Source organism: Bacteroides sp. HPS0048 (assembly GCF_964240755.1).
GTDB classification, from domain to species: domain Bacteria; phylum Bacteroidota; class Bacteroidia; order Bacteroidales; family Bacteroidaceae; genus Bacteroides; species Bacteroides nordii.
The window spans coordinates 24075-48942 of record NZ_CAXSVC010000039.1 but is presented as its reverse complement, the minus strand read 5'-3'; the positions used below and the strand labels follow the sequence as shown (position 1 = coordinate 48942).

The following is a 24868-nucleotide window of genomic DNA, read 5'->3' as shown; positions in this document are numbered from 1 at the left end:
GCAAGATTGCAATATACTCGCATTCCAAGATTCTCAACAATGGATCCATTGTTGGAAAAGTATTATCATTTATCGCCATATGCGTATTGTGCGAACGATTTCACACATCTGATAGACCCAGATGGGAGGAAAATAGTAGTCGGTAGTTTTTGGGGAAGAGTTGCAGCTTTCTTTGGTGCAGATAATTTTGAATCTCAGGTTCAAAATCAAACAGAACAACTAAAAGAAATGGATGAAGATGTAAAAAATGTGATTGAAGATATGGAGAATAGTGAGCTTGAAGTAAAGATTGTTCCAACCAATAATAGGAAAGAGACATCCCAAAATGCCACTGAGAAGAATTATCCAAATGCGGAAATAAAACAAGGTTCTACTATCTATTATGATGTGAATTCTAAATCGAATCATTTAGGACCTCGTTCTCCTATAATTGGGCTTGCCCACGAATTAGGACATGCAGATGACTATATAAATGGTAGAGGTGTCAATTGGAATAAAAAGGGAACAGCCAAAGAAAAAAAAGAAGCTAGGCAACAAGCGGAAACTAATGCAATCAAGATTGAAAATAAAGTAAGAAAAGCATTAAATGAGCCATTAAGACCATTGGATTATTTTAAATAAAAAGATAATTATATGAAAAGAATATGTTATATGCTAATAATGACGGTTTTAATATCTTGCCAGTCCGATTGGAAAACAATATTTCATGGAAGCAACGACTATGACGTATTAGTCTGTTTTCCAATAATTTATAAAGGAGAGGACTCAATAATGGTATATAAGTCAATTGGGGGATTGTATTTATCCCAAAATATTCAACTTGTATCTTACAATGATTTTTGCACTGAACTATACAAACATATTAAAGAAAAAAAATGTATTGAAGTTGATTCTACCCTATATTCTACTCTTGGTCTTAACAATCGCATTGATGTTGATTCTACCCTATTACAATTATATAATAAATGTGGTATAGATAGTCTTTTGAATAAATATTTAGATAAGGAGTATGAAGCTTTATATATTTATCCTCCTGTGGCTTACAATGAACAAGTGAATGTAGAATATATTTTGTATTTATGCTCTTTACATAACATATATTTCGAAGATAGAGAAGCTGGAGGAGATGTGTATGGCTGGTTTCGTTGGCATAAGAGATAGAAATATTGGATATGAGAAATGTTTTATGCTAAAGAACTTATTAATATGTATTATAATGTCTTTTTAGAATTATTTGGATTATTATCTACAAATACTATGCATCTATATTCTGAAGGTCCAAAAAAAATGGGCGTTATTATGATGTATACTACTTTGACCAAGGAATAATACTTTGGGTATGGCGTAACAAAATCAGAACTATCCAAATTGGCTATATATATGAAGAGGACGGAGAGCATATAAAATTATAAAATACCCCCATTAGATTGCATAAATAGATGTTGAAATGATCATCCTATTCTTTTCATAATAAAATGGATATGCTATTGTATATACTATAATAGATGTTAATGATCAACGAAGAACTATATATAAATAACAACATAAAAATAGTACATTATGGATTCTAATAAATTTTATAGTTTTTACATGAAAGGATGGGATGAACCATGCTTAGGAATTATCCAATCTATAGGAGACGAGTGGATTTTAATAAAAAAAATCATAGTAAATCACAACTATATACTTAATTGAACGAACTCGGAATAATCGATCCCTTTTCCTTAATTCTTATCAAATCCATGAATTATTAGCAAATAAATGTTACTACACAAATATTTTCCGAAGGAAATTTGTTTTAATAGAAAACAGTTAAACTGATTACATAACTATATGCTTCAAAACGAAGCTTTAATAAAAGAATAATATGATAAGAAATTTCTTTAAAAGCCAGTGGCTTACTTTGACAGGAATAGCAGTTGGTGCATTGGGTGGTTTTCTGTACTGGAAATTTGTAGGTTGTACTACCGGGAGTTGTCCTATCACATCCTCACCTGTCAATAGTGCTTTATGGGGGGCACTTATGGGTGGACTACTCCTAAGTTCTTTTAAAGTGACAACTAAAGAAAAAATAAAATAAAAAGAAACAAGGAAAAATAAAAATAGGTTTCAGGTGATTTGATTATTCGGCACTGTCCACGATTTTGTGTAAATAGAAAACTAGAGGATTCGAGTTTTATACTTGAATCCTGTTTTCAAATATAAGAAAACTCGCCCAAATACGGATGGATTTAGGAAGAATAATGTAAACTATTGGGTTTTCAGGGAGATAGGCAATATTATTCTACATTTGTAAACGTGTGCTTTGAAGCTGTTTTTTGAATAGTTAAGCGGAAAAATTGCTACCTATCCGTTGCCCATTCCAGTTGTATGGAGTTGTTTGAAAATCCTTTTTGCTCCGACCATAAAGAACGCAGTTTTATCATTTTAGCTTAGCGAAGGTACTTATTTTTTTTGAGATATGAAAAATATAGGTTCCGGAAGTCAATGGTGATAGCTTTGTCTATGTTTGACGATATTTTACATGCCGATGATTAACTCTGTCTCCGTTAATTTTGCAAACAATGGAACAGATTATGAATCAAACAGATGTAAAGGTTTCGTTCTACCTTAAAAAGAGCGAGGCGGATGCCAAGGGAAATTGTCCCGTAATGGCACGGCTTATTGTCGGCAAGTACTCTGAAACAGCATTCAGTGTTAAGCTTCGTGTGCCACAGTCTTTGTGGTTATCTGGACGTGCCTGTGGGAAAAGCGCTGCGGCCCGAGACATAAATAACAGGCTGGATGAAATACGTGCAGCTGCTTTCAGTATCTATGCGGAACAATCCGCAAACCGTGAAGTTGTTACTGCAGAAGAAGTAAAACACCAGCTTTTGGGAATGGCTTCGGAACAGGAAACCTTGTTAAGCTATTTCAGGCTTTTCATGAGAAATTTCGAGAAACGTGTTGGGATTAACCGGACGGAAAGCAGCTTGAACGGTTATCGAAATTCCTATGATCATCTGGTTCGTTTCTTACAGTCACAATACAAGTTGTCAGACATTCCTTTTGCAGCATTAGACCGTTCTTTCATTGAAAAATTCGATTTGCATTTGCGTACGGAATGTCATTTAGCTCCAGGAACGATTGTAAATCTTACTGTAAGGCTGAAAACAATTGTCGGAGAAGCGATTGCGGACGGTATCATTACAGCGTTTCCTTTTGTGGGTTATGAACCGACACATCCGCAACCGGAACAAAAATATCTTACAACAGAGGAATTGAACAGAATCATGACCACCCCTTTGCATAGTCGCACCCTTTATCATGTACGGGATTTGTTTTTGTTTTCCTGCTATACTGGTATTCCTTATAGCGATATGTGTATGCTGACAAATGAGAATCTTTCCCTTGCTGAAGATGGCACTTGGTGGATTAGGAGTTCACGCAAGAAAACCGGTGTAGATTTTGAAATACCGCTTATGGAATTGCCGCTTCATATCATTGAAAAGTACCGGGATGTGGCTCCTGAGGGAAAACTTCTTCCTATGTATTCCAACAGTTCGTTGAACCATTATTTGAAACAGATAGCCGTACTCTGTGGCATAGAACGCAAGCTGGTCTTCCACGTAGCCCGTCATACCTATGCGACCGAAATCACCCTTTCCCATGGTGTACCACTTGAAACGGTCAGCAAGATGTTGGGACACAGCAGAATTGGCACTACACAGCTTTATGCAAAGGTTACAGACAATAAGATAGATACAGATACAAAAGCATTGGATAAAAAAATTGCTGAGAGGTTTTCTGTAGTTATTTGATAATGGCAAAAAATAGGATTATGAAAAGAAATACTGATAATATGGAAATCAAACGTCGCAGTACATTTGCGATATTGTTTTATATAAACCGTACCAAAATCCGTAAAGACGGAACATGTCAGCTGCTGTGCAAGATAAGCATAGATGCCAAATGGGAACAGATAGGAACGAAAGTGTCTGTCAATCCTGCCGTTTGGAATCCGGAAAAGGGACGGGCTGACGGCCGCAGTGAGAATGCTATTACCGTCAACCGGGCCATTGATGATCTGACAAAAGAAATCAAGGAGCATTATAGGCGGATTAAGAACAGTCTGGGATTTATTACGGCAGAGCAGGTAAAGAATGCTGTGATGGGAGTCGGTCAGAAACCGCTAACTCTGCTGGCTCTTTTCAGAGAGCATAACGAGGAGTTCAAGAAGCGTATCGGGGTGGATCGGATAAAGGAAAGTTATGATTCTTACTTGCGCTCATATAAGCACCTTTCTGCTTTTGTGCAGGAAAAACGTGGTATAGAGGATGTTCTTTTACGGAATCTTGATCGTGTTTTTTATGATGACTTTGAACTGTTTCTCAGGACGAACAGGAACTTAAGTCCGAAGACAGTACATGAACACCTTTATAGACTGAAGAAGATGACTATGAGGGCTGTCAGTCAGGGAACAATACGCCGCGATCCTTACTGTCGTCTTCATCCGGAATTACCCAAACGGAAAAGTCGTCATCTGAAATTGGAAGATCTGAAGACACTGCTTACAACCCCGGTCGAGAAGCCACAGCTTCAGTTTGTCCGAGACATGTTCATTTTCTCCACCTTTACCGGACTTGCCTATGCAGATTTGAAAAGACTGACTGTTAATGATATTATACAATCTGAGGATGGTTCGTGGTGGATTCATATCCAACGTCAGAAAACAGGGACATTGTCTTCTGTACGGCTGTTGGATATTCCGTTGAAGATAATTGAAAAGTATCGGGAACAGCGTCATGATGACAAGGTTTTCAATTTATACAAGCGTGAGTATTTCATTATGCTTACCCGTAAGTTAGGTGAGGTATACGGTTTTGAACTCACATTCCATAAGGCGCGACACAATTTCGGAACTCATATAACTCTTTCAATGGGCATTCCAATTGAAACGGTCGGTAAAATGATGGGCCATATGCGAATTGAAACTACGCAGCTTTATGCTAAAGTCACCGACAAGAAAGTAGATGAAGACATGAAACGTCTGAAGGCAGCTGGTCTAAGCCAAACATCCGGCTTATATGAGGAGGATATTATAGTAAGGAAACAGAGACGAAAATCCCAAAGCCAGCTATCAGAAAATAAAGAAACGACCTTGTAACGAGGCCGTTTCTTTTGCATTGTTTCATACCCATCGCTGTTCTTCCCTGCATCTTTTATATGCGTCGTCAAGAACTTTCTGTATGTCTGACTCTTTGTAAAGGGCTTTTCCCTGCACAAGGTAGTAAGGTATCACGCCGAGGGTCCGGTATTCCTGCAAGGTACGCCGGCTTACTTTCAACAGCTTTGAAAGTTCCTCGTCCGTGAGGAAATAATCACTGTGGAATGCGGGTCTCGGAGCCGTCCTTATTGCGTCTATCATACGCTCCATGTTTTCCAGCCCTTTGAAAATAGTATCAATCCGCTGGTCCTTTCTGTCTATAAGATCGTAACTCATGGCTTTCTTTTTTGTGGGTGATAACTTGATTCCAACATGTTTTGCACATCTTCCGGCTTGTAGAAGAACTTGTTCTTGATCCGGGTGAAAGGCAACAGTCCTTTCTCACGATATACCTGAAGCGTTCTCTTTGATATGCGGAGAATCTCGCATACCTCCTGATTGTCCATCCATTTTTTCAGTCCTGCATCTTTGGCCGGATTGCATATACCAGTGACTTTTTTCTCTATCATGCTGAATCGGACAACCAGTTCGTCAAATGTCCGTTTGTCTATACATATAATTTCCATACTGCCGTTTTGTTAGAATTGAATACCGAGTTCCTTTTTAATTTTTGCCGGAAGTACCTTTCCTTTCCTGCTCAGGAAGTCCTGGACTTCCGAAGCCTTGTAATAGGTACGTCCGTCAATCATGTAGTAGGTGACGAGTTTCTTCTGGCGGTAGCGTGCAAGTGTACGCTTGGTAACACCAAGGAGCTCGCACATATCCTGGTTGTCAAGCAGCTTGTCACCCTCAAGAGCGGCCGTCTGCCTGTTCATGCGGTTCAGCCTGTCATCTATCCTGTCAAACCGTTCCATTATCTGATGGAGCATCATCTGGAATGTCTCCCTGTCTATCTGTATCATAATGAATTCTGTTTTTAGTGTAATAATTCCATTTTTTACACCGTGTTGCGCAACAGGTTTCATTATGATATAGGCCAAAACATAGACCAACGGAACATATCGCCACATAAAAGTATGACAAGTCATTGAGTAATAGGGAAATAAAAAATCAGCCCCATAAAAATGAGACTGATGGAAGTATTGCAAATGCAATATGTTGCAATGCCTTATTGCAATGTCTTGCAATAAACCAGGCGACAAATTCCGTTTTTGAATGTTTTGGATTTTACGGTTTTCCACTCTCCACGTGGCAGATGTTTTGAGACGGATTTATGGTTCGGACGAGTGGAAGGAAACAGGAAAATGATCATTTCATCTATGAGATGATAAACTGAGAGACCACGCAAAAGTTCTATACTTTCTTCGTCATGTATCTCGGCTTGATAAAGGATGGATGGGTCTGACATGTCTTTCTCGCACATGAAATCCACAAGCGGATAACCCGGATAGAGCCGGCGGGTACATTTGTCGCGCCCGTATGAGAATCCGTCCTTGTCGTCTCTCATCCATTGTAATAAGGGGTCGTCTTCAGCCGGAATGGAACCGTCTAATGTCATTGCTATCAGAACCTGTAACTTGGCCATACCTTTTTTCCTCTAAATGAAAAGCGTGAAACTCACGCACTATCAGGTAGAGGCTCTGGTAAGCCCATTGTAGAATCATGCATGAGCTCACGCTATAGGACATAGCATAAGCTACACGCAAAAGCCTCTACAATATCAATTTACCAGATTTCTACCTGAGACGTCTTGCGACTTATGTTGTAATGTTCGGCAAGGCTTAAAGCAATGCCGATATTTTCTCCTTATGTTGTGACTGTCATTCCTATATTACAAGGATTTCCAATCATATGCAAATGTAGGCATTTTATTCCAAACAGAAATATGGAATGACGGTTATTTGTCATTCAATCCATATTTTTTCATTTTCCGATATAGTGTGGACGGATCAATATGCAGTATGCCTGCTGCTTGTTTGCGACTCCCATGGCTGGTTTTCAATGCCTGTATTATCGAGTGTTTCTCTTCCGCATCGTTTTCAGGAAAAAGATTGATTTCATCGGTCGCCGCTTCCAGTTTGATATTCAGGTCGGCGGTTTCAATGAGCGGCTGTTTAGCCATAAGTACCGCCCTTCTTATCCTGTTATGCAGTTCCCGTACGTTCCCAGGCCAGCGGTAAGAGAGAAGCAATTGTTCCGCTTCAGAACTGAAGCCTTCTGTCGGTCTTTTCAGTTCTCCGGAAAACTTTTTTCTGAAATGATGAGCCAAAGGCAGAATGTCATCGGGGCATTCATGCAAGGAAGGCAGGACAATCTCAAATTCGCATAGCCGGTGGTATAGGTCTTCCCTGAACCGTTTTTCTTGTATTGCAAGTTGGAGATCTTCATTGGTGGCGGCTACAATTCTTACATTAGCCCGCTTTTCTTTGTTACCACCTATTGGGATGTATGTGCCTTCTTGCAAAACCCGCAGCAGCATGGCTTGGACGTCCAGGGACAAGGTCCCTATTTCATCCAGAAAGAGTGTTCCGCCTTTTGCCATTTCAAAATATCCGTCCTTGTTGGCGTCGGCACCGGTAAATGTTCCCTTTATGTGCCCGAAAAAGAGGGTGGGTGCAAGCTCTTTGGGTATGACTCCACAATTCACGGCGACAAACGGCATATCCTTCCGCTCTCCTATATAGTGGATACGCTGTGCAACCGATTCTTTTCCGGCACCGTTAGGACCAAGTATAAGCACAGAAATGTCAAATGGGGCGACTGTACTGACCAGATGTTCGACCTCCTGCATCTGAAGGCTGTTTCTGGGGAGCAAATCCTTGTTTTTGTCGCATATCACAGATTTGGGACGGAAAATATCTTTCAGTTGTCTTTGCAATTCGTCCATCTGTACCGGCTTTGCCAGATAGTCTTTGGCTCCCAGTTTTATGGCTTGTACAGCATCCGGTACTGAAGCATATCCGGTCATGATAATGAAAGGGATATCCATCCGTTCCTTCCGCATCCATTCGAGCAAAGATATACCGTCCCCTTCCGGCAGGCGTACGTCGGACAGCACAAGGTCGAAACTTTCTTTCTTGAGCAGTTTTCGTGCCCCTGGTTCATCTATTGTTATCTCTGCTTCATAACCGGATTTTTCCAACCTTTTTTTCTGTTGCCCGGCAAGCATGATGTTGTCTTCAACTATCAGTATTCTGTATTTCATTCATGTTTTCATTTAATTATGTCCGTCCATTTCCGATAATCGGCTTTTTGTCTCAGATATCAGCCGGTCTATTCTTCTGACAATTCTTTCCACATCATTGCGGAATGCTGACTCATCCGTATCTTCCACATACTCTTCATAGCTGTACGATTCCAGCTCATGGGCTATTCCCAATTGCTCCCACATCGGGTACATCCTGTGCAGAGTTTCCCATATCCGCTTCCGGTCGGGCTTTTCCTGACTCAAAGAATCCAGCAAGTCAGAACTGTTCCTATTGGATTCCTCTATAAGAGTCTCCAAAGTCCAGCGTTCGTCTCCCGTAGTGACATACAGAGCCTCGAAATCTGGAGAATGATTATCCATTGTTCTGTCCTGTCCAATGAGTGACGAGAGAAATTCGAGCAGGTCTCTTGTATAGAACGGTTTGTGGATACAGCCGGCAAGTCCGGCTTGAATATAGCGGTCTGCATCGCCGTCGTTACGGGCGGTCATTGCAGCTATGGGAATTGTCCGTGAATTTCCTATGTTGGAAAGGCGTAGCAGATGCAACAGGTCAAAACCTCCCGTACCACGCATCTGTATATCGGTCAGCAATAGGTCGTATTCTCCGGTTCTCAATGCCTTGACCACTTCCTGTGCATTGGTACAGGCTCGGCATGAGATACCGTTCCGTTCCATCATTTCAACTGTGTTGCGCAATTGTATCGGATCGTCATCGACTACAAGAACCCGTCGAGGAAGTCTGAGGTTTCCCGTATAAGTTTCTGGCTTGTCTCTTGCAGGCTCATTGGTCTGCCTAAGCGGAATTTCCACCTTGAATTCGCTGCCTTTACCGATCTGGCTCGAAACAGAGAGTCTTCCTCCGAACAGGTTCACCAGCCCTTTCGTAATGGAAAGTCCCAGTCCGAAGCCTTCTGAATCCAAATCAGGAGCAGCCCGTTCAAAGGGCTGAAAAATGCGTTGTGTTGTGTTCTCGTCCATTCCTATCCCCGTATCTTTGACCTTTACTGAAAGAGTATCTTCTTCATAACTTGCCAGAAATTTGATATAACCTGTACGGGTGAATTTTACAGCATTCTTCAGAATGTTGACCACTATCTGCCTTATGCGGTCTGCATCGCCAAGGGCGGTGATGCCGCAACCCATAAAAGCCTTGTCAAACATCAATCCTTTGTCGTTCGCCTTGCGTGTGTATTCTTCAGCGATACTTTCCAGAAAGGATTCAAGATGGAAAGGAATTTCGTTTAGGGTTTCTTTAGCATCGTCCAGACGGGAGAGGTCAAGCAGGCTGTTGGCAAGCCGGGTGATATGACGGGATGATTCAAGGATGTTTCCGAGATAGGCATTGCGGCGTTTCCGGTCACGAGTATCCATGGCCAGTTCAGCACTGCCACTGATGGCATTGAGAGGTCCTCGTATGTCATGGGAAAGTGTGATGATTATTTTCTTGCGCATGTCGGAGAGTGTACGGTTTTGTGTTGCCGTATCTTCCAGTTCAGCCTTGTCCCTTTCCCTGCGGTTAAGGTCACGCATGATGATAAGGTGCGAAATGATGAGCAGGATGATGGCCATGCCGATTACTCCTGCCATTAAAAAGAACGACATTTTCTCTGCTTCTGCCATTTTTAACTCTCTTTGTGAGAAGGCTGTTTGTGCCTGTTCGTCAAGGTCGTTTATCAGCTTGTTCAATGTCCTGTTCAATTCCCTGTTGCGCATACGCAGGCTGTCGGCATAAATGTCCATTTCGCTCGCTTGTCTTTGATGTATTGCTATCAGGCTGTCACTGAAATCATGAAGTTCTTTTTGGGATGGCATTACTTGTATTTCTTCTTTTTTCCCGAAGAATCCTGCAATCCCTTTTTTCTTTTGTTCTATGGTACGGATATGTGTTGCACGCCTTGCCACTTCCGGCAACTGGTTTACCAGCACGCTGTCCGCTTCAGTTCGCCGTTCAAACATTTCCATTATGTGCAGCAGGTGTGTCTCCTTTTCGGCAAGCAGAGCACGAAGAGTGTCTATCTGTTCCGGGCGTACATATTCACGGCAGTGCCGTTTCAGCAAGTTCAGTAAACTGTCGGCTTGCAGTCGGCGGTTACGATAGTATAGATAGTCCGCTTTGTTCCAATTTACCACACCCTCACCCAATGTGGCGAGCCCCGTAATACGGCGATGAGCCGTGTTGATACTACGACGCACTTGCCGTATCTCGGCGGACTCGGCCTCTATCTCTTTTATTCGTTTGCGTTCATGTACCAAAATGGCGACCATACTGCCTATGGCCGCCAAAAGAATTATATATCCCAAAAGAATCTTATGTCGTAATCTTATCTCCATCAACTAAATCAAGCGTTTGCTAAAATGGCAGCCATGCTGCCGATGACTGCCATAAAATAATGTTGCGTATGTCATGTCTCAATAAAGCTGCCATTCACAATTCAAACAAAATTCATAAATAACGGGTAGTGCTTGCATTTTGCATTTTATAGCTGCAACAAACGAAACCTATCGTTAAAAAAGCCTCTGTATTTACCTCCTTTGGGTGTAAATGTTTTTATGATATCTACTGATGGATGAACATATTTTGTATAAACGCCAAAAGCACCTACATGCCAGGCATTATTATAATAAACAAATATGAATTGAACATTTGGAGCTGCCGTCTTATAAAGCCCATAGTTATCCCAATAGGATCCGGATTGAATTCGACAGACTTGAGCCCCTCTATTTGTAGGCGGGATGCGATACATATTTCTACCATCACTATCATGATAGAAGACATAACGATTGAGACTTGGGAAAGAGTGGACTTCTATAGCACATCCGCTTAACGCCAGTGTCGTGACAATTTGTCCATTGAATGGATGGTTAACAACACATGAACCTACATTATTTGGTATGAATGGGAAATAGAAGTCAGTACCAAGTGGTGTTGGTATTAACCTGAAAAGAGAGCCTCTTCTCAAACTAATTTCTGTTATTGTTACTGGACCTGCAGGAAATGCATATCCTTGAGGAAGCACAAAAATATTTGAACTATTGATAGTCGCTACAGGGTTAATTCTTAAACTCGGTAATATCGGCATTTTTGTATGAATTATAAGAACGGGACTTTATCCATCCCGTTCTATATGTTTATACTCTATTTACTGCTTTCTGTATTTATAGGCTCGATACAGGAAGCCATTATATCCATCAGTTTTGACAGACCTTCGGTCTGTGGTTGCTGGCTGGCCGAAACATGTATCTGGTATTTTGCCGTTTGGTTGGTCATGCGGGTGTTCTCGCGGGCGGTCGTGACTTTGCCGCTGATTTCCGCATTTATAAACCAATGTTTTGCAGAAGCTTTTGCCTCTACTTCTGCGTTGGTAGTGCTTTTTACGTTTGATGTATCGGTAACCTCCATCTGGAAATCGACATCCACGCGATCTATGAGCAGGGAAGGAATAGGCACCAATCCTATAAACGGAGCCTTGACACTTTGTGACATTGTTGTCATTTTTCCATCCTGCTGTATCGGTCTTTCGACATCGAATTCCAATATACGCGCTTTATTGCCGCTTTTACCATCAAATGCAATTTGCTGGTAGAAATTCCATGCTGTCGCTGCCAATTCCTGTTGTGCTTCGGCTGCTGCAATAAGTGGAGCTGCAATAAGTTCCCGCATGGGAAGCCCCTTGAATTTGTCAGTCACGTTTGAATCTGCTTTAAGAACTGGAGAAGTTTCTCTGTTTTGAGTCTCTTCCAATGCAGCGGAGATAATTTCTTTCGCCTGTCCGCTTACATTTTCATTCAAGTTTTCCGCATTTTCTTGTTGCCCTTGGTTCTTTATTTCTTCTGCCATAACATTTGAATTTTAAAATTGTTAGATATTTTTTACAAAATCGTCAATAATTCGGGAAATGCTCTCTGGAGTCTCCTGAACCTTAAAATTGACGCAAACCTCCATGACATCATCCGCATCCGGTTTTATGTTGCTCATCTGCATCTGGAGATTGGCTCTTTGTGGGCTGGATAACAATAAGTTGTTTTCTGGAATCTGTGATTCCACGCTTCCGACCTTCGCCTTGAACTTTATCTGCACATTATCCATCGCAAGATAATGATGGGATATCAAAGCTATAAGTGGAATATCAATAGTCTTGTCTCCAACCATGATTTTTTTCGATTGGAACGTATTTGCGTTATTTGCATTTGTTCCTTCAAAAAGTCTGGTCAGATTTTGTATCTGATGATTCTGCAATGTATCTTGTGCACAGTTTACGGCGTATTGCAAACCATTCATAATATCAGAGAATGAATTGGTTTGAACACTGTCCGGCTCATCGTCATTATTTTTCTTGTCTCTGTGAAAAAGTCCCATGTTTTTAATTTAATTACTTGATTTGTTGCCTTTAATGAGCACCAATCTTGACAATGTCCGGCTTACAGCTTCCATATTTACACTGGAGTCTATATTATTATTAACAATGCCTTGATGCCAAAACCTATATGGTGGATTCTCCGTGTGTTCCAGCACGTCCTCCTTTTTTTATTGGGGTTATACTTCGGTTAATGTTCGTTGCGGGCGGAACATTTCCGCCCGCAACGGCTTACTGCTTCCTCAAGGTAGGCAATGCTCCTTTAAGTTCGTAACGCCACTTTGAGCCTGCGTTCTGCAAGGCGGTGTTCATGGCATCAACGGCATTCTTCCAGGTAACGCCAGTGCCGTCCACCTTCGTGGCTTCGGGGACGATGTTTTCTTTATTGTAGCCGATGCCTTGTTCATGATTGTTCTTCCAATAGCAGGCGGTCACGGTGGTGTAGTTATTTCCCAAAAAGCCGCCGATATGTACTTTGCCGGTGCTACTACCCGTACTGGTTACGTTGCCCGTGGCATAGCAGGCAAGGAGGCTGATTCCTGCGTTCATTCCCACCAGACTGCCGCCAGCGATATTCTTTTTGGGGTTTATTTCTATGATCACGTTGCCCGTGGCATAGCAAGCGGTCAGGGTGGCACTCGAATTCGTCTGACCTGCCACGCCGCCGACATCGACCGTTCCCTTCACTGTGGCAGAGGAACTGCATCCGGTGATGGAACCGCCTATTTGAACACCCACCACACCGCCGACATACACCGTGCCGCTGACGTTGCCCGACACCGAGCAGTTTTCAATGGTGCCCCAGCTAGATCCTACCACGCCGCCAATACTGCCGCCATATATTTGATTGCTTGTTATCTGTACGCCCTCCATCACCACGTTCTTCACCGTACCAGCTCTATTGAGCCAGCCGAACAGACCCGCAAATTCGTCATTTGTCGTAAAGGTCAGCCCCGTAATGGTATGGCCGCCACCATCGAAGGTGCCTTTGTATGAGTTGTCGTAGTCTGTGCCTATCGGCGTCCAGGCTTTGCCGGTGAGGTCAATGTTTTTGTCGAGGGTAATGTTTATGTCGGTCTTACCTCCGTTCACTAATTCGGCTATATTCATCAGACCGTCGGCGTTATAGACCGTGTAGCTGCCGTCGTCCTCTATGATATAGCCTCTTGCCGTAGCGAGGGAGACGGTGTAGGTATATTCACCGCCCGCCTGCCAGTCGGTAGCATTCTTCATCTTATAAACTAAGGTCTTGCCGTTAGTGAAGGTGCAGGTAATGAAGGCCGTGCCAGCTGCCACACTTTGCGGGGCTACGATGGCGGTGTAGGTGTTGCTGCCCTTGTCATACGGGACGATTATATCCGGGTTGCCGCCTTCGGTGGAGAGACCCGTCAGCTGCACGGATGCCAGCCCCTCGGTGTTGTCCGTCAGAACGATGGTCACCCGCGCCGTGCGGTGGGTGAAGCGGAGCGTGGGGCTGCCGTAGGTCACCGTCTGCCCGTCGGCTACGATGAGGTCGCTGCCCTCAAAGTCTTTCTGGGCACTTTGGTTGGCTTTTACCTTTACCGCAGGTGGGGTTGTCTCGCCAGCGGTGTAGGGCCACCACGCCGTGACGGTGATGTCGTTGTGGTTGGTCCAGTAGTACGGGTCGGTGGAGGTCAGCGTGGCGCTGGTGGGGTCGGCGGTGGAGGGCGTCACGTTGTACGTCTTCACCGTGCCGTCCATCAGAACTGCCACGCTCTGCACACCCGTCCAATTGCCATCCGCGGGGGCACGGGTGCCGACGGTGGCTGTCGCGGCGGGATTCAGTCCCGTGGCGGTGAAGACGATGGATGTGCCTTCCGCCCCTTCCGGTAGGAAGCCCGCTTCGTCCTGCGTGCAGGCGGCAAGGGCGAACAGCAGGGCGATGGCTGCGAATATATGGATGTTTGTTCGTTTCATGATGCGTGTTGTTTAGGGGTTGTTATTGTTTCTTTTCAGTACGGGCAGGCCGTCGGTGCCGAGTGCCCACTGGTAGTCGTTGCCGGTGAGGGCGGGGTTCATGCCGTCGACGGCTGTCTGCCATTTCGCGGTCGCACCGTCCACCTTCGTGGCATCTACCGTTCCTCCATGATTACGGAATACTCCTTGCCCGGCATTGCCTCCCCAATAACAGGAAGTTATAGTATTGTAGTTATAACGCACTATTGCTCCAGATTCATACTCTTTCAATGTGCCGTCGAACCAGCAAGCGGTGATACTGCCATAATTTAAATCGGCTATACCACAAGTTCTACCATATGCAGAAATTTTTCCCGTCACAGAGCAGGCAATGATTTGACCCTCATTTTGCTCCACTATTCCAGCTGCTGATCCACTACTGCCATACAGATTCACATCTATGAGTTGTAGGTTCTTTATCACACCACGTACATTTAATAACCCAAAAAGTTCAGTAGTCGCTGCTGAAATGTTTAATCCCGTAATGCGGTGTCCCTGCCCATTAAAGACGCCGGAGTAACCTGGCCATGTGCCTATCCGTGTCCATTCCCTACCCGTCAGGTCGATGTCGGCGGTGAGGGTGCAATTTATTGATTCATCTTTTTGTACGGCTTTGTTCCATGCCAGCAAGCCGTCGGCGTTATAGACCGTGTAACTGCCGTCGTTCTGTATAGAATAACCCAAATCCTCAGCCTCACCGCTCTCGCTGCCACCGTCAGCCCAGTCACCGATAGTGCAGCCATCTAATGTCAGGCCAGTGGCGTTCACCTTAACGGTATATTTATAGCGACTGCCTGCTGCCAACACGACGTTGTTCTGCGGCCGGAAGTAGAAAGTGCCGCTGCCGAGTTCCACCCTGATGAACGGCTTGCCTGCCACAACGGTCTGCGGAGCGGTCAGTGCCTCGTAGGTGTTGCCGCTTGCGTTGTAGGTCTTGATGGCGGTCGGGTTGCCGTTATCGGCAGACAGGCTTACGAGGCTCACCGTGGCACCGGCGACGCTCGTGAATCCCGTGCCGGGCTTCAGATCGATTGCCACGCGTGCCGTGCGGTGGGTAAATTCAAGTGTCGGGTCGTCAAATTTCACCGTCTGGTTTTCGGCAGAGATGAAGTCGCTGTTCTGAAAGTCAGCCAATTTGCTCTGGTCTTCGGCCACCTTCACGGCAGGCATCTGTGTGATGTCGGCATTATCGAAGGGCCACCATGCCGATACGGTAATCGGGTCGCGGCTGGTCCAGTAGTGCGGGTCGTTCTCGCGTGAGAGTGTGGCACTCTTGAAATCGGTAGAAGCCGTTACGGTGTATTCCTTTACCGCATCGCCCGTCTTGAGTGCCACGGAAGTGACGCCCTGCCAGTCGCCGTCCACGGTGGCACGGGTTGATGGGGCTGCCTGCGGCGTTGCCTCTACGGACAGTCCGGTGGCACGGATGACTACGGGGTATTCTCCTTCGGGCAGACGGTTATCGTCGGCAAGTTCGTCCTGCGTGCAGGCGGCAAGGCCGAGCAGCAGGGCGATGGCTGCGGATGTATGGATGGTTGCTCGTTTCATGATGCGTGTCGTTTAGGGTTCGTTATTGTCTCTTTTGTAATACGGGCAGACCGTCGGTGCCGAGTATCCACTGGTAGTCGCCAGCGGTGAGGGCGGTGTTCATGCCGTCGACGGCTGTCTGCCATTTCACGGTCGCGCCGTCCACCTTCGTGGCATCTACCGTTCCTCCTTCAATACGGAATACTCCTTGCCCGGCATTGCCTCCCCAATAACAGGAAGTTATATCAGCGTAGTTATAACGCACTATAGCTCCATTGTTAGACTCTTTCAATGTGCCGTCGAACCAGCAAGCGATGATATCGCCATAATTTGATTCGGCTATACCACAAGTTCCACCATATGATGCAGAAATTTTTCCCGTCACAGAGCAGGCAATGATTTGGCCATGATTTCGGCCCACTATTCCAGCAGTATTTCCACTACTGCCATACAGATTCACATCTATGAGTTGTAGGTTCTTTATCACTCCACGTTCACTTAAGAGTGAACCCAAAAATCCAGTATTATTCATTGCTGAAGAGTTAAATCCTGTAATGCGGTGTCCCTGCCCATTAAAGACGCCGGAGTAGAATGTAAATATGCCTGACCGTGTCCATTCCTTACCCGTCAGGTCGATGTCAGCGGCGAGGGTGCAATTTATCGATTCATCTTTTTGTGAGGCTTCGTTCCATGCCAGCAGGCCGTCGGCGTTATAGACCGTGTAGGTCTTGGTGTTGCTGTCGTAGATGTAGCCCAAATCCTCGGCTGTGCCGCTCTCGCCGCCGCCGTCAGCCCAGCTGCCGATGGTGCAACCCTCTAACGTCAGGCCGGTGGCGTTCACCTTGACGGTATATTTATAGCGGCTGCCCGCTTCTAATACGACGTTGTTCTGCGGACGGAAGTAGAAGGTGCCGCTGCCGAGTTCCACCTTGACGAATGGCTTGCCTGCCGCAACGGTCTGCGGGGCGGTCAGTGCCTCGTAGGTGTTGCCGCTTGCGTTGTAGGTCTTGATGGCAGTCGGGTTGCCGTTATCGGCGGACAGGCTCACGAGGCTCACCGTGGCACCGGCGACGCTCGTGAATCCCGTGCCGGGCTTCAGTTCGATTGTCACGCGTGCCGTGCGGTGGGTAAATTCAAGAGTCGGGGTGTTAAATTCCACCTTCCGGTTCTCAGCAGAGATGAAGTCGCTGTTCTGGAAGTCAGCCAATTTGCTTTGGTCTTCGGCCACCTTCACGGCAGGCATCTGTGTGATGTTGGCATTGTTGAAGGGCCACCATGCCGATACGGTAATTGGGTCGCGGCTGGTCCAGTAGTACGGGTCGTTCTCGCGTGAAAGCGTGGCACTCTTGAAATCGGTAGAAGCCGTTACGGTGTATTCCTTTACCGCATCGCCCATCTTGAGTGCCACGGAAGTGACGCCCTGCCAGTCGCCGTCCACAGCGGCACGGGTGGAAGAGGCTGCCAGCGGCGTTGCTTCTACGGACAGTCCGGTGGCACGGATGAATACAGGGTATTCACCTTCGGGCAGACGGTTATCGCCAGCAAGTTCGTCCTGTGTGCAGGCGGCGAGGGCGAACAGCAGTGCGGTGGCTGCGGGGATAAATAATCTATGTCTCATAATTCTTTATTCTAATCGATTAATTATTAACATCCTACAGGTCAGCGCCCACTTCTCCGCCGTCTATATCGTTCCACTTTGCAATGGTGGCTTCGCTGACTTCAAGGACTTTGTTGCGTACCTTGACGGTATAGGTATAGTTGTTGCCCGCCTGCAGTGCGCCTTCGGGCACGGTGAGTGTGGCATGATATTCCTGACTTTTGTAATTCACAACCAACGGCAGGGATGCAACTGTCTGCGGGAAGAGGATGATCGATGACGTGAGAACGCCGTCTGCCAAATTCATGGCCAGTTCTCCGGTCTGTGCCCCGTTGTCTGCGGTGGCAATACCGTCGGCCGTGTTGAACGTACCGGTGAGTAACAATCCGTCCAGCGTGTAACGTTCAGGCTTGACCACGCTGAAATCCACGCCGTCGCCCGCCTCGAAGGTAAGGGTTATCCGGCTCATGCGGTGGTGGAAGGAGTTGTCTTCACCGCCTTTGCCGGTTTTGTCGGTGAAGCTCACTACCGGGCTTTTTTTGTCTCCCGTGGCTCCTGTGGCAAAGAGGAAGTCAATGGCAGACTGGTTCTGCTGCGCCGTGGCATCGGTCGTGGCTGCGAGGATACCTCCCGCCGCGTTGTACGGATAGTAGGCGCGGAAAGTATGGGTCTTTGTATCTTCGATATAGATGACCTTTTTTTCTGCCTCAAATTTCCCATTTTTCAGGATGAAAGGCACGTTGCCGTACTGGGTGTCGTTGCCGATGTCGGTGATGCCGATACGGTCGCCGTTATCCCAGGTGGTTCCGCTGGCGCGGGTGGCGAGGGCGATGTCGGCGGTAAACTGGGCGGCCACTGGGTCACCGTTCAGGTTCTCGTTGTCGTTGTTGCAGGCTGCCAGTGCGAGGACGAGCGTCGCAAGTGCAAAAAATCTTGTCTTCATTATATCTGTCATTATATTAGTTACAAATCGGCATTTACATCATCACCTTTCACTTCTTCCCAGCCGTTGATTTCGGATCCGTCCACTTCCATGCCTTCGGGAGTCTCAACCAGCGTTCCGCCGAGGGTCAGCGATGCGCCCTTTCTGGTATTGAACTCCTTGAGGGCTTCCGTGAGGTCGCTTTTCAGCATCGTGGGGGTCGGGTTGCCGTCCGCATAGCGGATTTCACCCGTCAGCAGTTGTTCCGTGCCTGTCACACCCAGTAGCCGCACCGTGGCTTTCCACTTGCCAGCATCGTCACCTTCGGTTATCTTGGTGAAGGGCAGCACGACGTTCGAAGCGGCTCCGTAGGTATCAGTAGCGAAATTGAGTGTTCGGGCTGCACCCGTCAGATGGGCAACAATCTCCGTGATGCGTCCAGCGGCATCACCCGTCGGTTCGACGACAAGCGTCAGCTCGCGCACCTGCTGCTTCATTGTAGCGGTCAGCGGATAGTTCTTGTCTTTCTCGATGGTCACCTGTTCCGTATAGGTGAAGAACCATCCCGGGGCATTGTTCACAAAGGCATCCGTGCCTGCCCGGGTTCCCGTGGCTGCGGCAATGGTGGCTGTGGTGCCGTTCACCGTGATTCCTTCAGCCGGGTTCCACACCGCAAGGGTGTAGCTGCCCGGAGCAAACAGATGGTCGGGGGCATGGGTGGCGGAAGTCTCCGTACCCGTATAGTCGCCCATGGTGACCGTCCATGTGGCAGGTATGTCGATACCCTCACCGCGGGCCGACCAGTCGGCTGTTACCGCAATCTTCCCGTAGTCGGGGTGCGGCGTGTCATAAAGCGTGTCCTTCACGCAGGAAGAGAGCAGCACGGCGGCTGCCATTCCCATCATATTTATATATTGTTTTGCTTTCATATTCTATTCCTCCGTGTTAGAATAACTTCCATACCAATGTCACACCGGCATTGATGGGGCCCCACCAATCTTTTGTCTCGTTGCCGTGGCGTACACGCACGCCGTCGATGACCTCATATTTCTCATAGTCGGCATTCAGGTAGCCCAGACCGAGGTTGAAATCAAGAGCCAGTGCCTTGTTCAGCCGCAGCTGGTGGCCGGCGGTGATGCCGCCACCCATCAGGTCGCCCTGTTTGCCTGTTTCGGAGAGCTTGTAGTTGAACTGTCCGGCCTTGAACAGCGCGCCCAGATACCAGGCTTTCTTCTCACCCATATAGTAACGCACTTCCGGAGCCACTTCCCAGAGTGCATAGCGGCGGTCCTTGTCGCTCCACGTCCATGAAGTCCACGAGCCGTTTACGGCAATGCCCCACGATGGGCAGATGCGCCATTCCACGCCAAGGTCGGGTGTCAGGGTAGCCCAGCGCAGCAGGTTGGCACGCAGGGAGAGATGATAATCAGTTGTGATTTTGGTTTCCGACGGCGTGTCGGCAAGTGTATTTTGTTGAGCGGCTTTCTCGGCTTCTGCCTTTTCAGCGGCAAGTCGGGCTTCTTCCGCCTTGCGCTGCTCTTCGGCAAGTCGTTCCTGTTCGGCACGCTTCTCGGCTTCCAGTCGTTCGGCTTCCGCCTTGCGTCGTGCTTCCGCTTCCGCATCCGTCACGGCTGTTTCCTTGACCGGTACCGTCAGGCGCACAGTGACAAAGTCTCCCTCTGTCGCATGGTTGCGGGTGATAAAGTTTTCTTCCTTGATTTCCGCACGGATAATCAGTTCGGATTTCACACGGTTGGCACGGATCTTCGCCGTGGCAAGGTTCTCGGTTTCACTGCCCAGCGAGTTGCAGTAGCCGTCAACCAGCAGCGGCAGCCTGCCGTCAAGAATGTCCGTTCTGTTGCGCTCGATGCATTCCAGCAGACGGGCAAGTTCCGTGTCATTGCCATTCCAAGGCACGTAGAACATGTCCTTCTGCGGAACGAACCGGAAGGTGTAGGTCGTGTCTGCTTTCTGCTGCGCAATGACAGGAAAAGTTACCGTCATCAGCCACAGAAACAGGGTGAGAAAAGTGATTTTTCTGCTCATATAAACTTGAATTTATTATCTTTGTCTTCTCCAAAGGTAATAAATGCCATTCAGCGCCCAAAATATTACAAAAACTTTTTCTGTTGAAATACAGCGTTTTATAAAAATTGTCGTTTGAGCACTTTTCAAATTGTCGTTTGAGCACTTTTTTTTGTCGAATTAGCACTTTTTTGTCGCTTGAGCACTTTTTGAAAATGAGCTTCTGAGACCTTTTTCATCGGCTTTTTACCACACAAATTATTCCAGATTTGCTTTTTTCCACTTGCCAGGCGTACATCCTTCCTTCTCTGTAAATGATTTGATAAAGTTACTGCGGGAAAGAAAACCGGAAGACTCAGCCAGCTTCTGTATATTGATTTCCGGATGCTCCTTCAGTATGTTTTTCGCATACTCCAACCGGAGACCGGTTATCCATTCGCGGAATGTCATTTTATACGTAGTCTTGATATAAGCGGAAAGATAGGTACGGTTCGTATGAAGTATTTCGGACAGTTCTTTTATGGTAAGTCCCTGCTGGACATAGCCGTCTGTCTTTATCCAGTTGGCCACTTTCTCTATAATTTCTGTATAGGACACTGGAACTTCTTTCTCAGAAACTATTTCAGGTTCTGTTTCCGTATCTGTCAGAAGTTCTTCTTCAGACTGTATATCTTGCTCAAAAGCATTTTCCACCTGTTCATAGAACAGCAGGTAGTTCTGATAGCTGTAGAAAAGATAGCTGTAGAACGGTATTGACGACAAAATCCAGATAAAAACATATTTGTCTGGCAGAAATGTCAGCAATCCGCATCCGACACCGAAGATAACAGCCCAATAAGTGAATATGGAAAGCCATTCGATATATGTGCCTATATCATCCGCCTGAGTTTCATTGAAAATCCGAATGGCTCTACGATATGCAATTATGACTCTGCGAGCTAAAACGACTCCAAAAACGATTAACCAGACAGCTAAAGCAAATAAAGAGATTTTTTGCATGATTCCGCTTGGCAACAGGAACAACACAACTCCGGAAAGAGTTGAGAATATAATCCATAAAATGATATGTGTCCACACACGCCGTTTGGTAATGTAAAAACAATCAAGCAACATTATCAATGCCGAACTGAACAGAGAATAGCACAGGAAGTATGTGGACATGTTCATCAATATGGAAGAATCCGCATTTTTGAATCGAATACCAAAGAAGAAATGTACCGAATAATTTGCCGAAAGCAGCAGCATAGCTATACCCATAATCTGTCGGGAGCGGAGATAATTCTTGAAAATTTTCTTTTCAGGAGTCTTTGCAAACAAAAAATAAAAGCCGAAGAATAACATCAACGGCAGTGCGGCACAAAGTGAAAAACTGTATATAGATGGTTCCATTGTTATGCTTATTTGATTTTGATACAAAGTTACGAAAAATATTGGTTTTCAGGATTATTTTCCTGAGTTCTTTTTTATATTTTAATCATACGGAAACGCTTTGATATTATACAGTTATCGGATTCACTTTCATGGTGGAGAGATTCAGGTACAGCCCGTGATGCTCGATCATACCGTTGCGGAACATTTTCCACAGGATGTTGCAGCCGAGCTGTGCCAGTGTGGAGTTGATGAACAGGTCCTGTTTCTCCAGAGCCTCCGCCAGCGAACAGCTCGGTCCGGAATCCTTTTCCTTCACTCTTGCGTATTTGACATATCGTGTGATCACCTTCAGCGATTCCACCGTTTCGTACAGCTTGGATGCCGGCTGTCTGATTTTCTTAGGTACGGTTCCGAGGATGACCTGTCCCGTATTCTGCATGTTGCCGAAGTCCATCCAGTACAGTGGTGTTTCGTGGCTTCTGTATTCCGAAACCGGCACGGCTTTCAGTATGTTCCAGAGGTCGAGACGGGACTTTATGTTGTCCGTGCAGGTAATCATTATGTTGGCCAGATTATCCCGTCTGGCGTCCTTCAGGGCTGCCGGATAGATGTCCGGTACCGCCTTCCAGTCGTTGCCGAAGAAGTTGTTCATGCGTGTGACGAGGCACTGCGCCTTGTTCAGTCCGATGTCCGAAGGGCTGAAGAGCTGCCGCCCGATGTTGGCTTCCGTCACGATGTCGGAATCATACAGTGTCACGAACAGTCCGGGATGTCCGAGTCCCCTCAGTGCCGTGTCAAGCCTGGCCAGGCAGGTAAGCACCTGTGAGCCTGTTCCTCCCGCTCCGATAAGGTTTACCGTTACCGGATGCTGCGGGTTTATGAGATAGTTGTCGATGTAGTGTACTCTTTTCATTTCAGTATGTCTTTAAGTTTCATGTTGTTCAGTTGTTTCAGTTCGTCGAGGTTGAAGTCCCTGTCCCGTGCCGCCTTTGCCACCAGCACGAGGTTTGACCTTGTCGGGTTCCCGTTCCCTCCCAGGTGGGTGAATTCCGTCAGCCAGAATTTCCGTTCCCAGTACTGCAGCAGCTTTTCATAGGTCAGGTCCTTCGGCAGCTCTATCCTGGCGTTTCCCAGACATACGCTGGAACCTGTCACGTTGAAGAACGGTGCGGCATACAGTACGGTATCCGGTCTGGGAACGTTCCCCTTGTAGGCATAGATTCTCATTCCGTGCTCTCCGGCCTCGTAGATTACTCCCGGCAGGTAATATTCCGCGTTTTCTATTTTGAGTGCGGTGCTGAAGAACATCATCCGCTTGTGCGGTGGATTGTACCACACGTATCTTTCGCTGCCCTTGCGCGAGTCGCAATACAGCAGGTTGTCGGGTATCTTCCCGTATGGAGTGGTACCGTGTCTTTCCGAGTATTCCTTCACGAGGGTGTTCATGAATTCCAGTGTCACCGGTCTTCCTTCCGTCATGTTTCCCCGGTCGTCAATACCCCGGATTTCAAGGAAGAAGTTCTTGTCCCCTTCCGAGGCATAGGCTATCAGTGCCGCCCTGGGGTTGAGCGGTGTCTTGATCTTTCTGGTCAGTTCGTTGCTGTCTATCATATGCTTTCAGATTGGTTTATATTGTGATGTTGATAAATTTTTCCGCCCATTTGAAGAAGCGTTCCGGGTAGTCGTCCATGCGGAACAGTTCCTCCGTTTCCGGAGACAGGTCACAGGTGGTGACCGGAATGATGTCGTATGTCTCCCGGCTGTAGGAGTTGTAGTAGTCCACGAGGTTGTCCGTCACGGGATCATTGCAGTCATAGACGACCCTTATCTGCCTGTTGAGATACATGGGCAGGTAGTCCGGTTCCTCTTCATAAAACGGGTCGTAGCCGTATTCCATGATGCCGCGTTCAGGCGAGAGGAATTCCAGACCTTCCTTCATGGCGGAGAGCAGGGACTGTTCGTATCCGTTCGCCGGCTTATACCGTCCGATTGCCTTCGGCAGGTCCTTGTAGTAGGATTTCCGTTCCACTCTCCTGAGCAGACTGTGTATCCTGCCTTTCTCGTATGAATGCAGCAGTTTCAGCCGTTTTTTCCTGTCGTCCTGTTCGTCGTCATTCTCTTCAGCCAGCCAGGTAAGCGCATATTCCGTGTCATCCTCGTCCAGTATGGTGTCAATTCCGTTTGCCTGCATCAGGTTGTGGATGAAGGTGACAGATATGCGTCTCAGTTCCGGCCCGAGATTTTCCACAAATTTCACAGGGAAGTAATACAGCGTAAGTTCTCCCCATCTGTGGCATTTCCAGAGACGGAAAATGAGTCTTTCCCCATCCTGCTCGATGTTTACATTCATGTCATTGCCGACAAGGTCGCTCATTTCATCATGCAGTCTCGTTATTCCTTCCGCCATTGTGAGTCCCGGTGCATGTACCGCTTCCTTTTTCATAAGACTCGCATATCTGAAAAAGGAATCACGCAGGTACTCGTAGTTTTCCCGCGTGATCAGGTTGCACGGCTTTCCGTCAGGACTTTCCGAGAACAGTTCCGGCGGAGGCATCGGCGTGAATGTGGTGTTCAGAAAAGAATTACGGCACCGCTGGGTGCCGCAATCCGTTTCTTCCTTTCCGTGCCGTAATGCACCTTCCTTTCGGTTTCCGCAATGATAAGTCTCGCGAGCTGTTCCGCCTGATATCCGTCCAATGGTACACATGATTTCTTCTTTTTTCTGTAGTCCTTTGCCATA

25 protein-coding genes are annotated in these 24868 nt (G+C 46.5%); 5 read left to right on the top strand and 20 right to left on the bottom strand.

Going from position 1 to position 24868, the window contains the following annotated elements; translation table 11 throughout:
- From ACESQI_RS21255 to ACESQI_RS21235, 5 genes are all read left to right on the top strand, one after another.
- Positions 1–621: M91 family zinc metallopeptidase (locus ACESQI_RS21255; RefSeq protein WP_373127054.1), on the top strand; the 621-nt coding region annotated here is incomplete at its 5' end.
- Between the two features lie 12 nt (positions 622–633).
- Complete coding sequence (locus tag ACESQI_RS21250; RefSeq protein ID WP_002562621.1) at positions 634–1161, top strand: hypothetical protein; 528 nt, start codon at positions 634–636, stop codon at positions 1159–1161.
- 706 nt (positions 1162–1867) lie between these two features.
- Positions 1868–2080 (top strand): DUF6132 family protein, encoded by a 213-nt coding sequence (locus ACESQI_RS21245; RefSeq protein WP_122201544.1) that lies wholly within the window; start codon positions 1868–1870, stop codon positions 2078–2080.
- Between the two features lie 496 nt (positions 2081–2576).
- Entirely contained in the window at positions 2577–3800 is a 1224-nt protein-coding gene (locus ACESQI_RS21240) for a site-specific integrase (protein ID WP_074783354.1), read from the top strand.
- Positions 3801–3820: 20 nt separating this feature from the next.
- Positions 3821–5146 carry a site-specific integrase gene (locus tag ACESQI_RS21235; RefSeq protein ID WP_004311809.1) on the top strand — a complete coding sequence of 442 codons (1326 nt, stop codon included), beginning with the start codon at positions 3821–3823 and terminating at the stop codon, positions 5144–5146.
- A gap of 24 nt (positions 5147–5170) precedes the next feature.
- On the opposite strand, the gene ACESQI_RS21230 is transcribed toward ACESQI_RS21235, so the two are convergent.
- From ACESQI_RS21230 to ACESQI_RS21135, 20 genes are all read right to left on the bottom strand, one after another.
- On the bottom strand, positions 5171–5482 hold the full coding sequence (locus ACESQI_RS21230; RefSeq protein WP_004311808.1) for a helix-turn-helix domain-containing protein: 312 nt from the start codon (positions 5480–5482) through the stop codon (positions 5171–5173).
- Entirely contained in the window at positions 5479–5772 is a 294-nt protein-coding gene (locus ACESQI_RS21225; RefSeq protein WP_074783337.1) for a helix-turn-helix domain-containing protein, read from the bottom strand. The genes ACESQI_RS21230 and ACESQI_RS21225 overlap by 4 nt, the downstream gene beginning before the upstream one ends.
- Before the next feature lie 12 nt (positions 5773–5784).
- Positions 5785–6108, bottom strand: a complete 324-nt coding sequence (locus tag ACESQI_RS21220) for a helix-turn-helix domain-containing protein (protein ID WP_074783352.1) — start codon at positions 6106–6108, stop codon at positions 5785–5787.
- A 206-nt stretch (positions 6109–6314) separates the two neighbouring features.
- Positions 6315–6731 (bottom strand): hypothetical protein, encoded by a 417-nt coding sequence (locus ACESQI_RS21215; RefSeq protein WP_004311805.1) that lies wholly within the window; start codon positions 6729–6731, stop codon positions 6315–6317.
- Positions 6732–7043: 312 nt separating this feature from the next.
- Positions 7044–8351: a sigma-54 dependent transcriptional regulator gene (locus ACESQI_RS21210; protein ID WP_117808932.1), complete on the bottom strand. Its 1308-nt coding sequence runs from the start codon at positions 8349–8351 to the stop codon at positions 7044–7046.
- A gap of 12 nt (positions 8352–8363) precedes the next feature.
- The gene (locus ACESQI_RS21205) at positions 8364–10685 is read right to left on the bottom strand and encodes a hybrid sensor histidine kinase/response regulator (RefSeq protein WP_373127051.1); all 2322 of its coding nucleotides are present in this window, start codon (positions 10683–10685) and stop codon (positions 8364–8366) included.
- Between the two features lie 146 nt (positions 10686–10831).
- Positions 10832–11434 (bottom strand): hypothetical protein, encoded by a 603-nt coding sequence (locus tag ACESQI_RS21200; protein ID WP_060407914.1) that lies wholly within the window; start codon positions 11432–11434, stop codon positions 10832–10834.
- Positions 11435–11490: 56 nt separating this feature from the next.
- Positions 11491–12192 carry a DUF2589 domain-containing protein gene (locus ACESQI_RS21195; protein ID WP_117884719.1) on the bottom strand — a complete coding sequence of 234 codons (702 nt, stop codon included), beginning with the start codon at positions 12190–12192 and terminating at the stop codon, positions 11491–11493.
- Positions 12193–12213: 21 nt separating this feature from the next.
- Positions 12214–12711 carry a DUF2589 domain-containing protein gene (locus ACESQI_RS21190; RefSeq protein WP_005680436.1) on the bottom strand — a complete coding sequence of 166 codons (498 nt, stop codon included), beginning with the start codon at positions 12709–12711 and terminating at the stop codon, positions 12214–12216.
- A 229-nt stretch (positions 12712–12940) separates the two neighbouring features.
- Positions 12941–14647 carry a fimbrillin family protein gene (locus ACESQI_RS21185; RefSeq protein WP_070750202.1) on the bottom strand — a complete coding sequence of 569 codons (1707 nt, stop codon included), beginning with the start codon at positions 14645–14647 and terminating at the stop codon, positions 12941–12943.
- 12 nt (positions 14648–14659) lie between these two features.
- Positions 14660–16234: a fimbrillin family protein gene (locus ACESQI_RS21180; RefSeq protein WP_373127048.1), complete on the bottom strand. Its 1575-nt coding sequence runs from the start codon at positions 16232–16234 to the stop codon at positions 14660–14662.
- Positions 16235–16256: 22 nt separating this feature from the next.
- Positions 16257–17831: a fimbrillin family protein gene (locus ACESQI_RS21175; protein ID WP_122339069.1), complete on the bottom strand. Its 1575-nt coding sequence runs from the start codon at positions 17829–17831 to the stop codon at positions 16257–16259.
- Between the two features lie 34 nt (positions 17832–17865).
- Positions 17866–18753, bottom strand: coding sequence for a fimbrillin family protein (locus ACESQI_RS21170; protein WP_122339071.1), 888 nt, complete (start codon positions 18751–18753; stop codon positions 17866–17868).
- A gap of 20 nt (positions 18754–18773) precedes the next feature.
- The gene (locus ACESQI_RS21165) at positions 18774–19661 is read right to left on the bottom strand and encodes a FimB/Mfa2 family fimbrial subunit (protein ID WP_373127046.1); all 888 of its coding nucleotides are present in this window, start codon (positions 19659–19661) and stop codon (positions 18774–18776) included.
- A 16-nt stretch (positions 19662–19677) separates the two neighbouring features.
- Positions 19678–20778: a DUF3575 domain-containing protein gene (locus tag ACESQI_RS21160; RefSeq protein ID WP_118420478.1), complete on the bottom strand. Its 1101-nt coding sequence runs from the start codon at positions 20776–20778 to the stop codon at positions 19678–19680.
- Positions 20779–21015: 237 nt separating this feature from the next.
- Positions 21016–22098 carry an AraC family transcriptional regulator gene (locus ACESQI_RS21155; protein WP_077155676.1) on the bottom strand — a complete coding sequence of 361 codons (1083 nt, stop codon included), beginning with the start codon at positions 22096–22098 and terminating at the stop codon, positions 21016–21018.
- A 154-nt stretch (positions 22099–22252) separates the two neighbouring features.
- A complete protein-coding gene (locus tag ACESQI_RS21150; RefSeq protein WP_075965637.1) occupies positions 22253–23041 on the bottom strand; it encodes a PRTRC system ThiF family protein in 789 nt (262 codons plus the stop codon).
- Positions 23038–23739, bottom strand: coding sequence for a prokaryotic E2 ligase family D protein (locus ACESQI_RS21145; protein ID WP_075965636.1), 702 nt, complete (start codon positions 23737–23739; stop codon positions 23038–23040). The genes ACESQI_RS21150 and ACESQI_RS21145 overlap by 4 nt, the downstream gene beginning before the upstream one ends.
- A 16-nt stretch (positions 23740–23755) precedes the next feature.
- Positions 23756–24682, bottom strand: a complete 927-nt coding sequence (locus tag ACESQI_RS21140) for a hypothetical protein (RefSeq protein ID WP_227045012.1) — start codon at positions 24680–24682, stop codon at positions 23756–23758.
- Between the two features lie 17 nt (positions 24683–24699).
- Positions 24700–24867, bottom strand: coding sequence for a hypothetical protein (locus ACESQI_RS21135; RefSeq protein WP_227045009.1), 168 nt, complete (start codon positions 24865–24867; stop codon positions 24700–24702).
- Position 24868: the final 1 nt, after the last annotated feature.

Coding starts and splice junctions, on each gene's coding strand:
- ACESQI_RS21205 (WP_373127051.1), bottom strand. CDS start 10,685: ATGGAGATAAGATTACGACATAAGATTCTTTTGGGATATATAATTCTT.
- ACESQI_RS21175 (WP_122339069.1), bottom strand. CDS start 17,831: ATGAGACATAGATTATTTATCCCCGCAGCCACCGCACTGCTGTTCGCC.
- ACESQI_RS21145 (WP_075965636.1), bottom strand. CDS start 23,739: ATGATAGACAGCAACGAACTGACCAGAAAGATCAAGACACCGCTCAAC.
- ACESQI_RS21190 (WP_005680436.1), bottom strand. CDS start 12,711: ATGGGACTTTTTCACAGAGACAAGAAAAATAATGACGATGAGCCGGAC.
- ACESQI_RS21140 (WP_227045012.1), bottom strand. CDS start 24,682: ATGCCTCCGCCGGAACTGTTCTCGGAAAGTCCTGACGGAAAGCCGTGC.
- ACESQI_RS21210 (WP_117808932.1), bottom strand. CDS start 8,351: ATGAAATACAGAATACTGATAGTTGAAGACAACATCATGCTTGCCGGG.
- ACESQI_RS21235 (WP_004311809.1), top strand. CDS start 3,821: ATGAAAAGAAATACTGATAATATGGAAATCAAACGTCGCAGTACATTT.
- ACESQI_RS21135 (WP_227045009.1), bottom strand. CDS start 24,867: ATGGCAAAGGACTACAGAAAAAAGAAGAAATCATGTGTACCATTGGAC.
- ACESQI_RS21185 (WP_070750202.1), bottom strand. CDS start 14,647: ATGAAACGAACAAACATCCATATATTCGCAGCCATCGCCCTGCTGTTC.
- ACESQI_RS21200 (WP_060407914.1), bottom strand. CDS start 11,434: ATGCCGATATTACCGAGTTTAAGAATTAACCCTGTAGCGACTATCAAT.
- ACESQI_RS21155 (WP_077155676.1), bottom strand. CDS start 22,098: ATGTTATTCTTCGGCTTTTATTTTTTGTTTGCAAAGACTCCTGAAAAG.
- ACESQI_RS21245 (WP_122201544.1), top strand. CDS start 1,868: ATGATAAGAAATTTCTTTAAAAGCCAGTGGCTTACTTTGACAGGAATA.
- ACESQI_RS21220 (WP_074783352.1), bottom strand. CDS start 6,108: ATGATACAGATAGACAGGGAGACATTCCAGATGATGCTCCATCAGATA.
- ACESQI_RS21170 (WP_122339071.1), bottom strand. CDS start 18,753: ATGAAGACAAGATTTTTTGCACTTGCGACGCTCGTCCTCGCACTGGCA.
- ACESQI_RS21180 (WP_373127048.1), bottom strand. CDS start 16,234: ATGAAACGAGCAACCATCCATACATCCGCAGCCATCGCCCTGCTGCTC.
- ACESQI_RS21150 (WP_075965637.1), bottom strand. CDS start 23,041: ATGAAAAGAGTACACTACATCGACAACTATCTCATAAACCCGCAGCAT.
- ACESQI_RS21230 (WP_004311808.1), bottom strand. CDS start 5,482: ATGAGTTACGATCTTATAGACAGAAAGGACCAGCGGATTGATACTATT.
- ACESQI_RS21160 (WP_118420478.1), bottom strand. CDS start 20,778: ATGAGCAGAAAAATCACTTTTCTCACCCTGTTTCTGTGGCTGATGACG.
- ACESQI_RS21240 (WP_074783354.1), top strand. CDS start 2,577: ATGAATCAAACAGATGTAAAGGTTTCGTTCTACCTTAAAAAGAGCGAG.
- ACESQI_RS21215 (WP_004311805.1), bottom strand. CDS start 6,731: ATGGCCAAGTTACAGGTTCTGATAGCAATGACATTAGACGGTTCCATT.
- ACESQI_RS21165 (WP_373127046.1), bottom strand. CDS start 19,661: ATGAAAGCAAAACAATATATAAATATGATGGGAATGGCAGCCGCCGTG.
- ACESQI_RS21225 (WP_074783337.1), bottom strand. CDS start 5,772: ATGGAAATTATATGTATAGACAAACGGACATTTGACGAACTGGTTGTC.
- ACESQI_RS21250 (WP_002562621.1), top strand. CDS start 634: ATGAAAAGAATATGTTATATGCTAATAATGACGGTTTTAATATCTTGC.
- ACESQI_RS21195 (WP_117884719.1), bottom strand. CDS start 12,192: ATGGCAGAAGAAATAAAGAACCAAGGGCAACAAGAAAATGCGGAAAAC.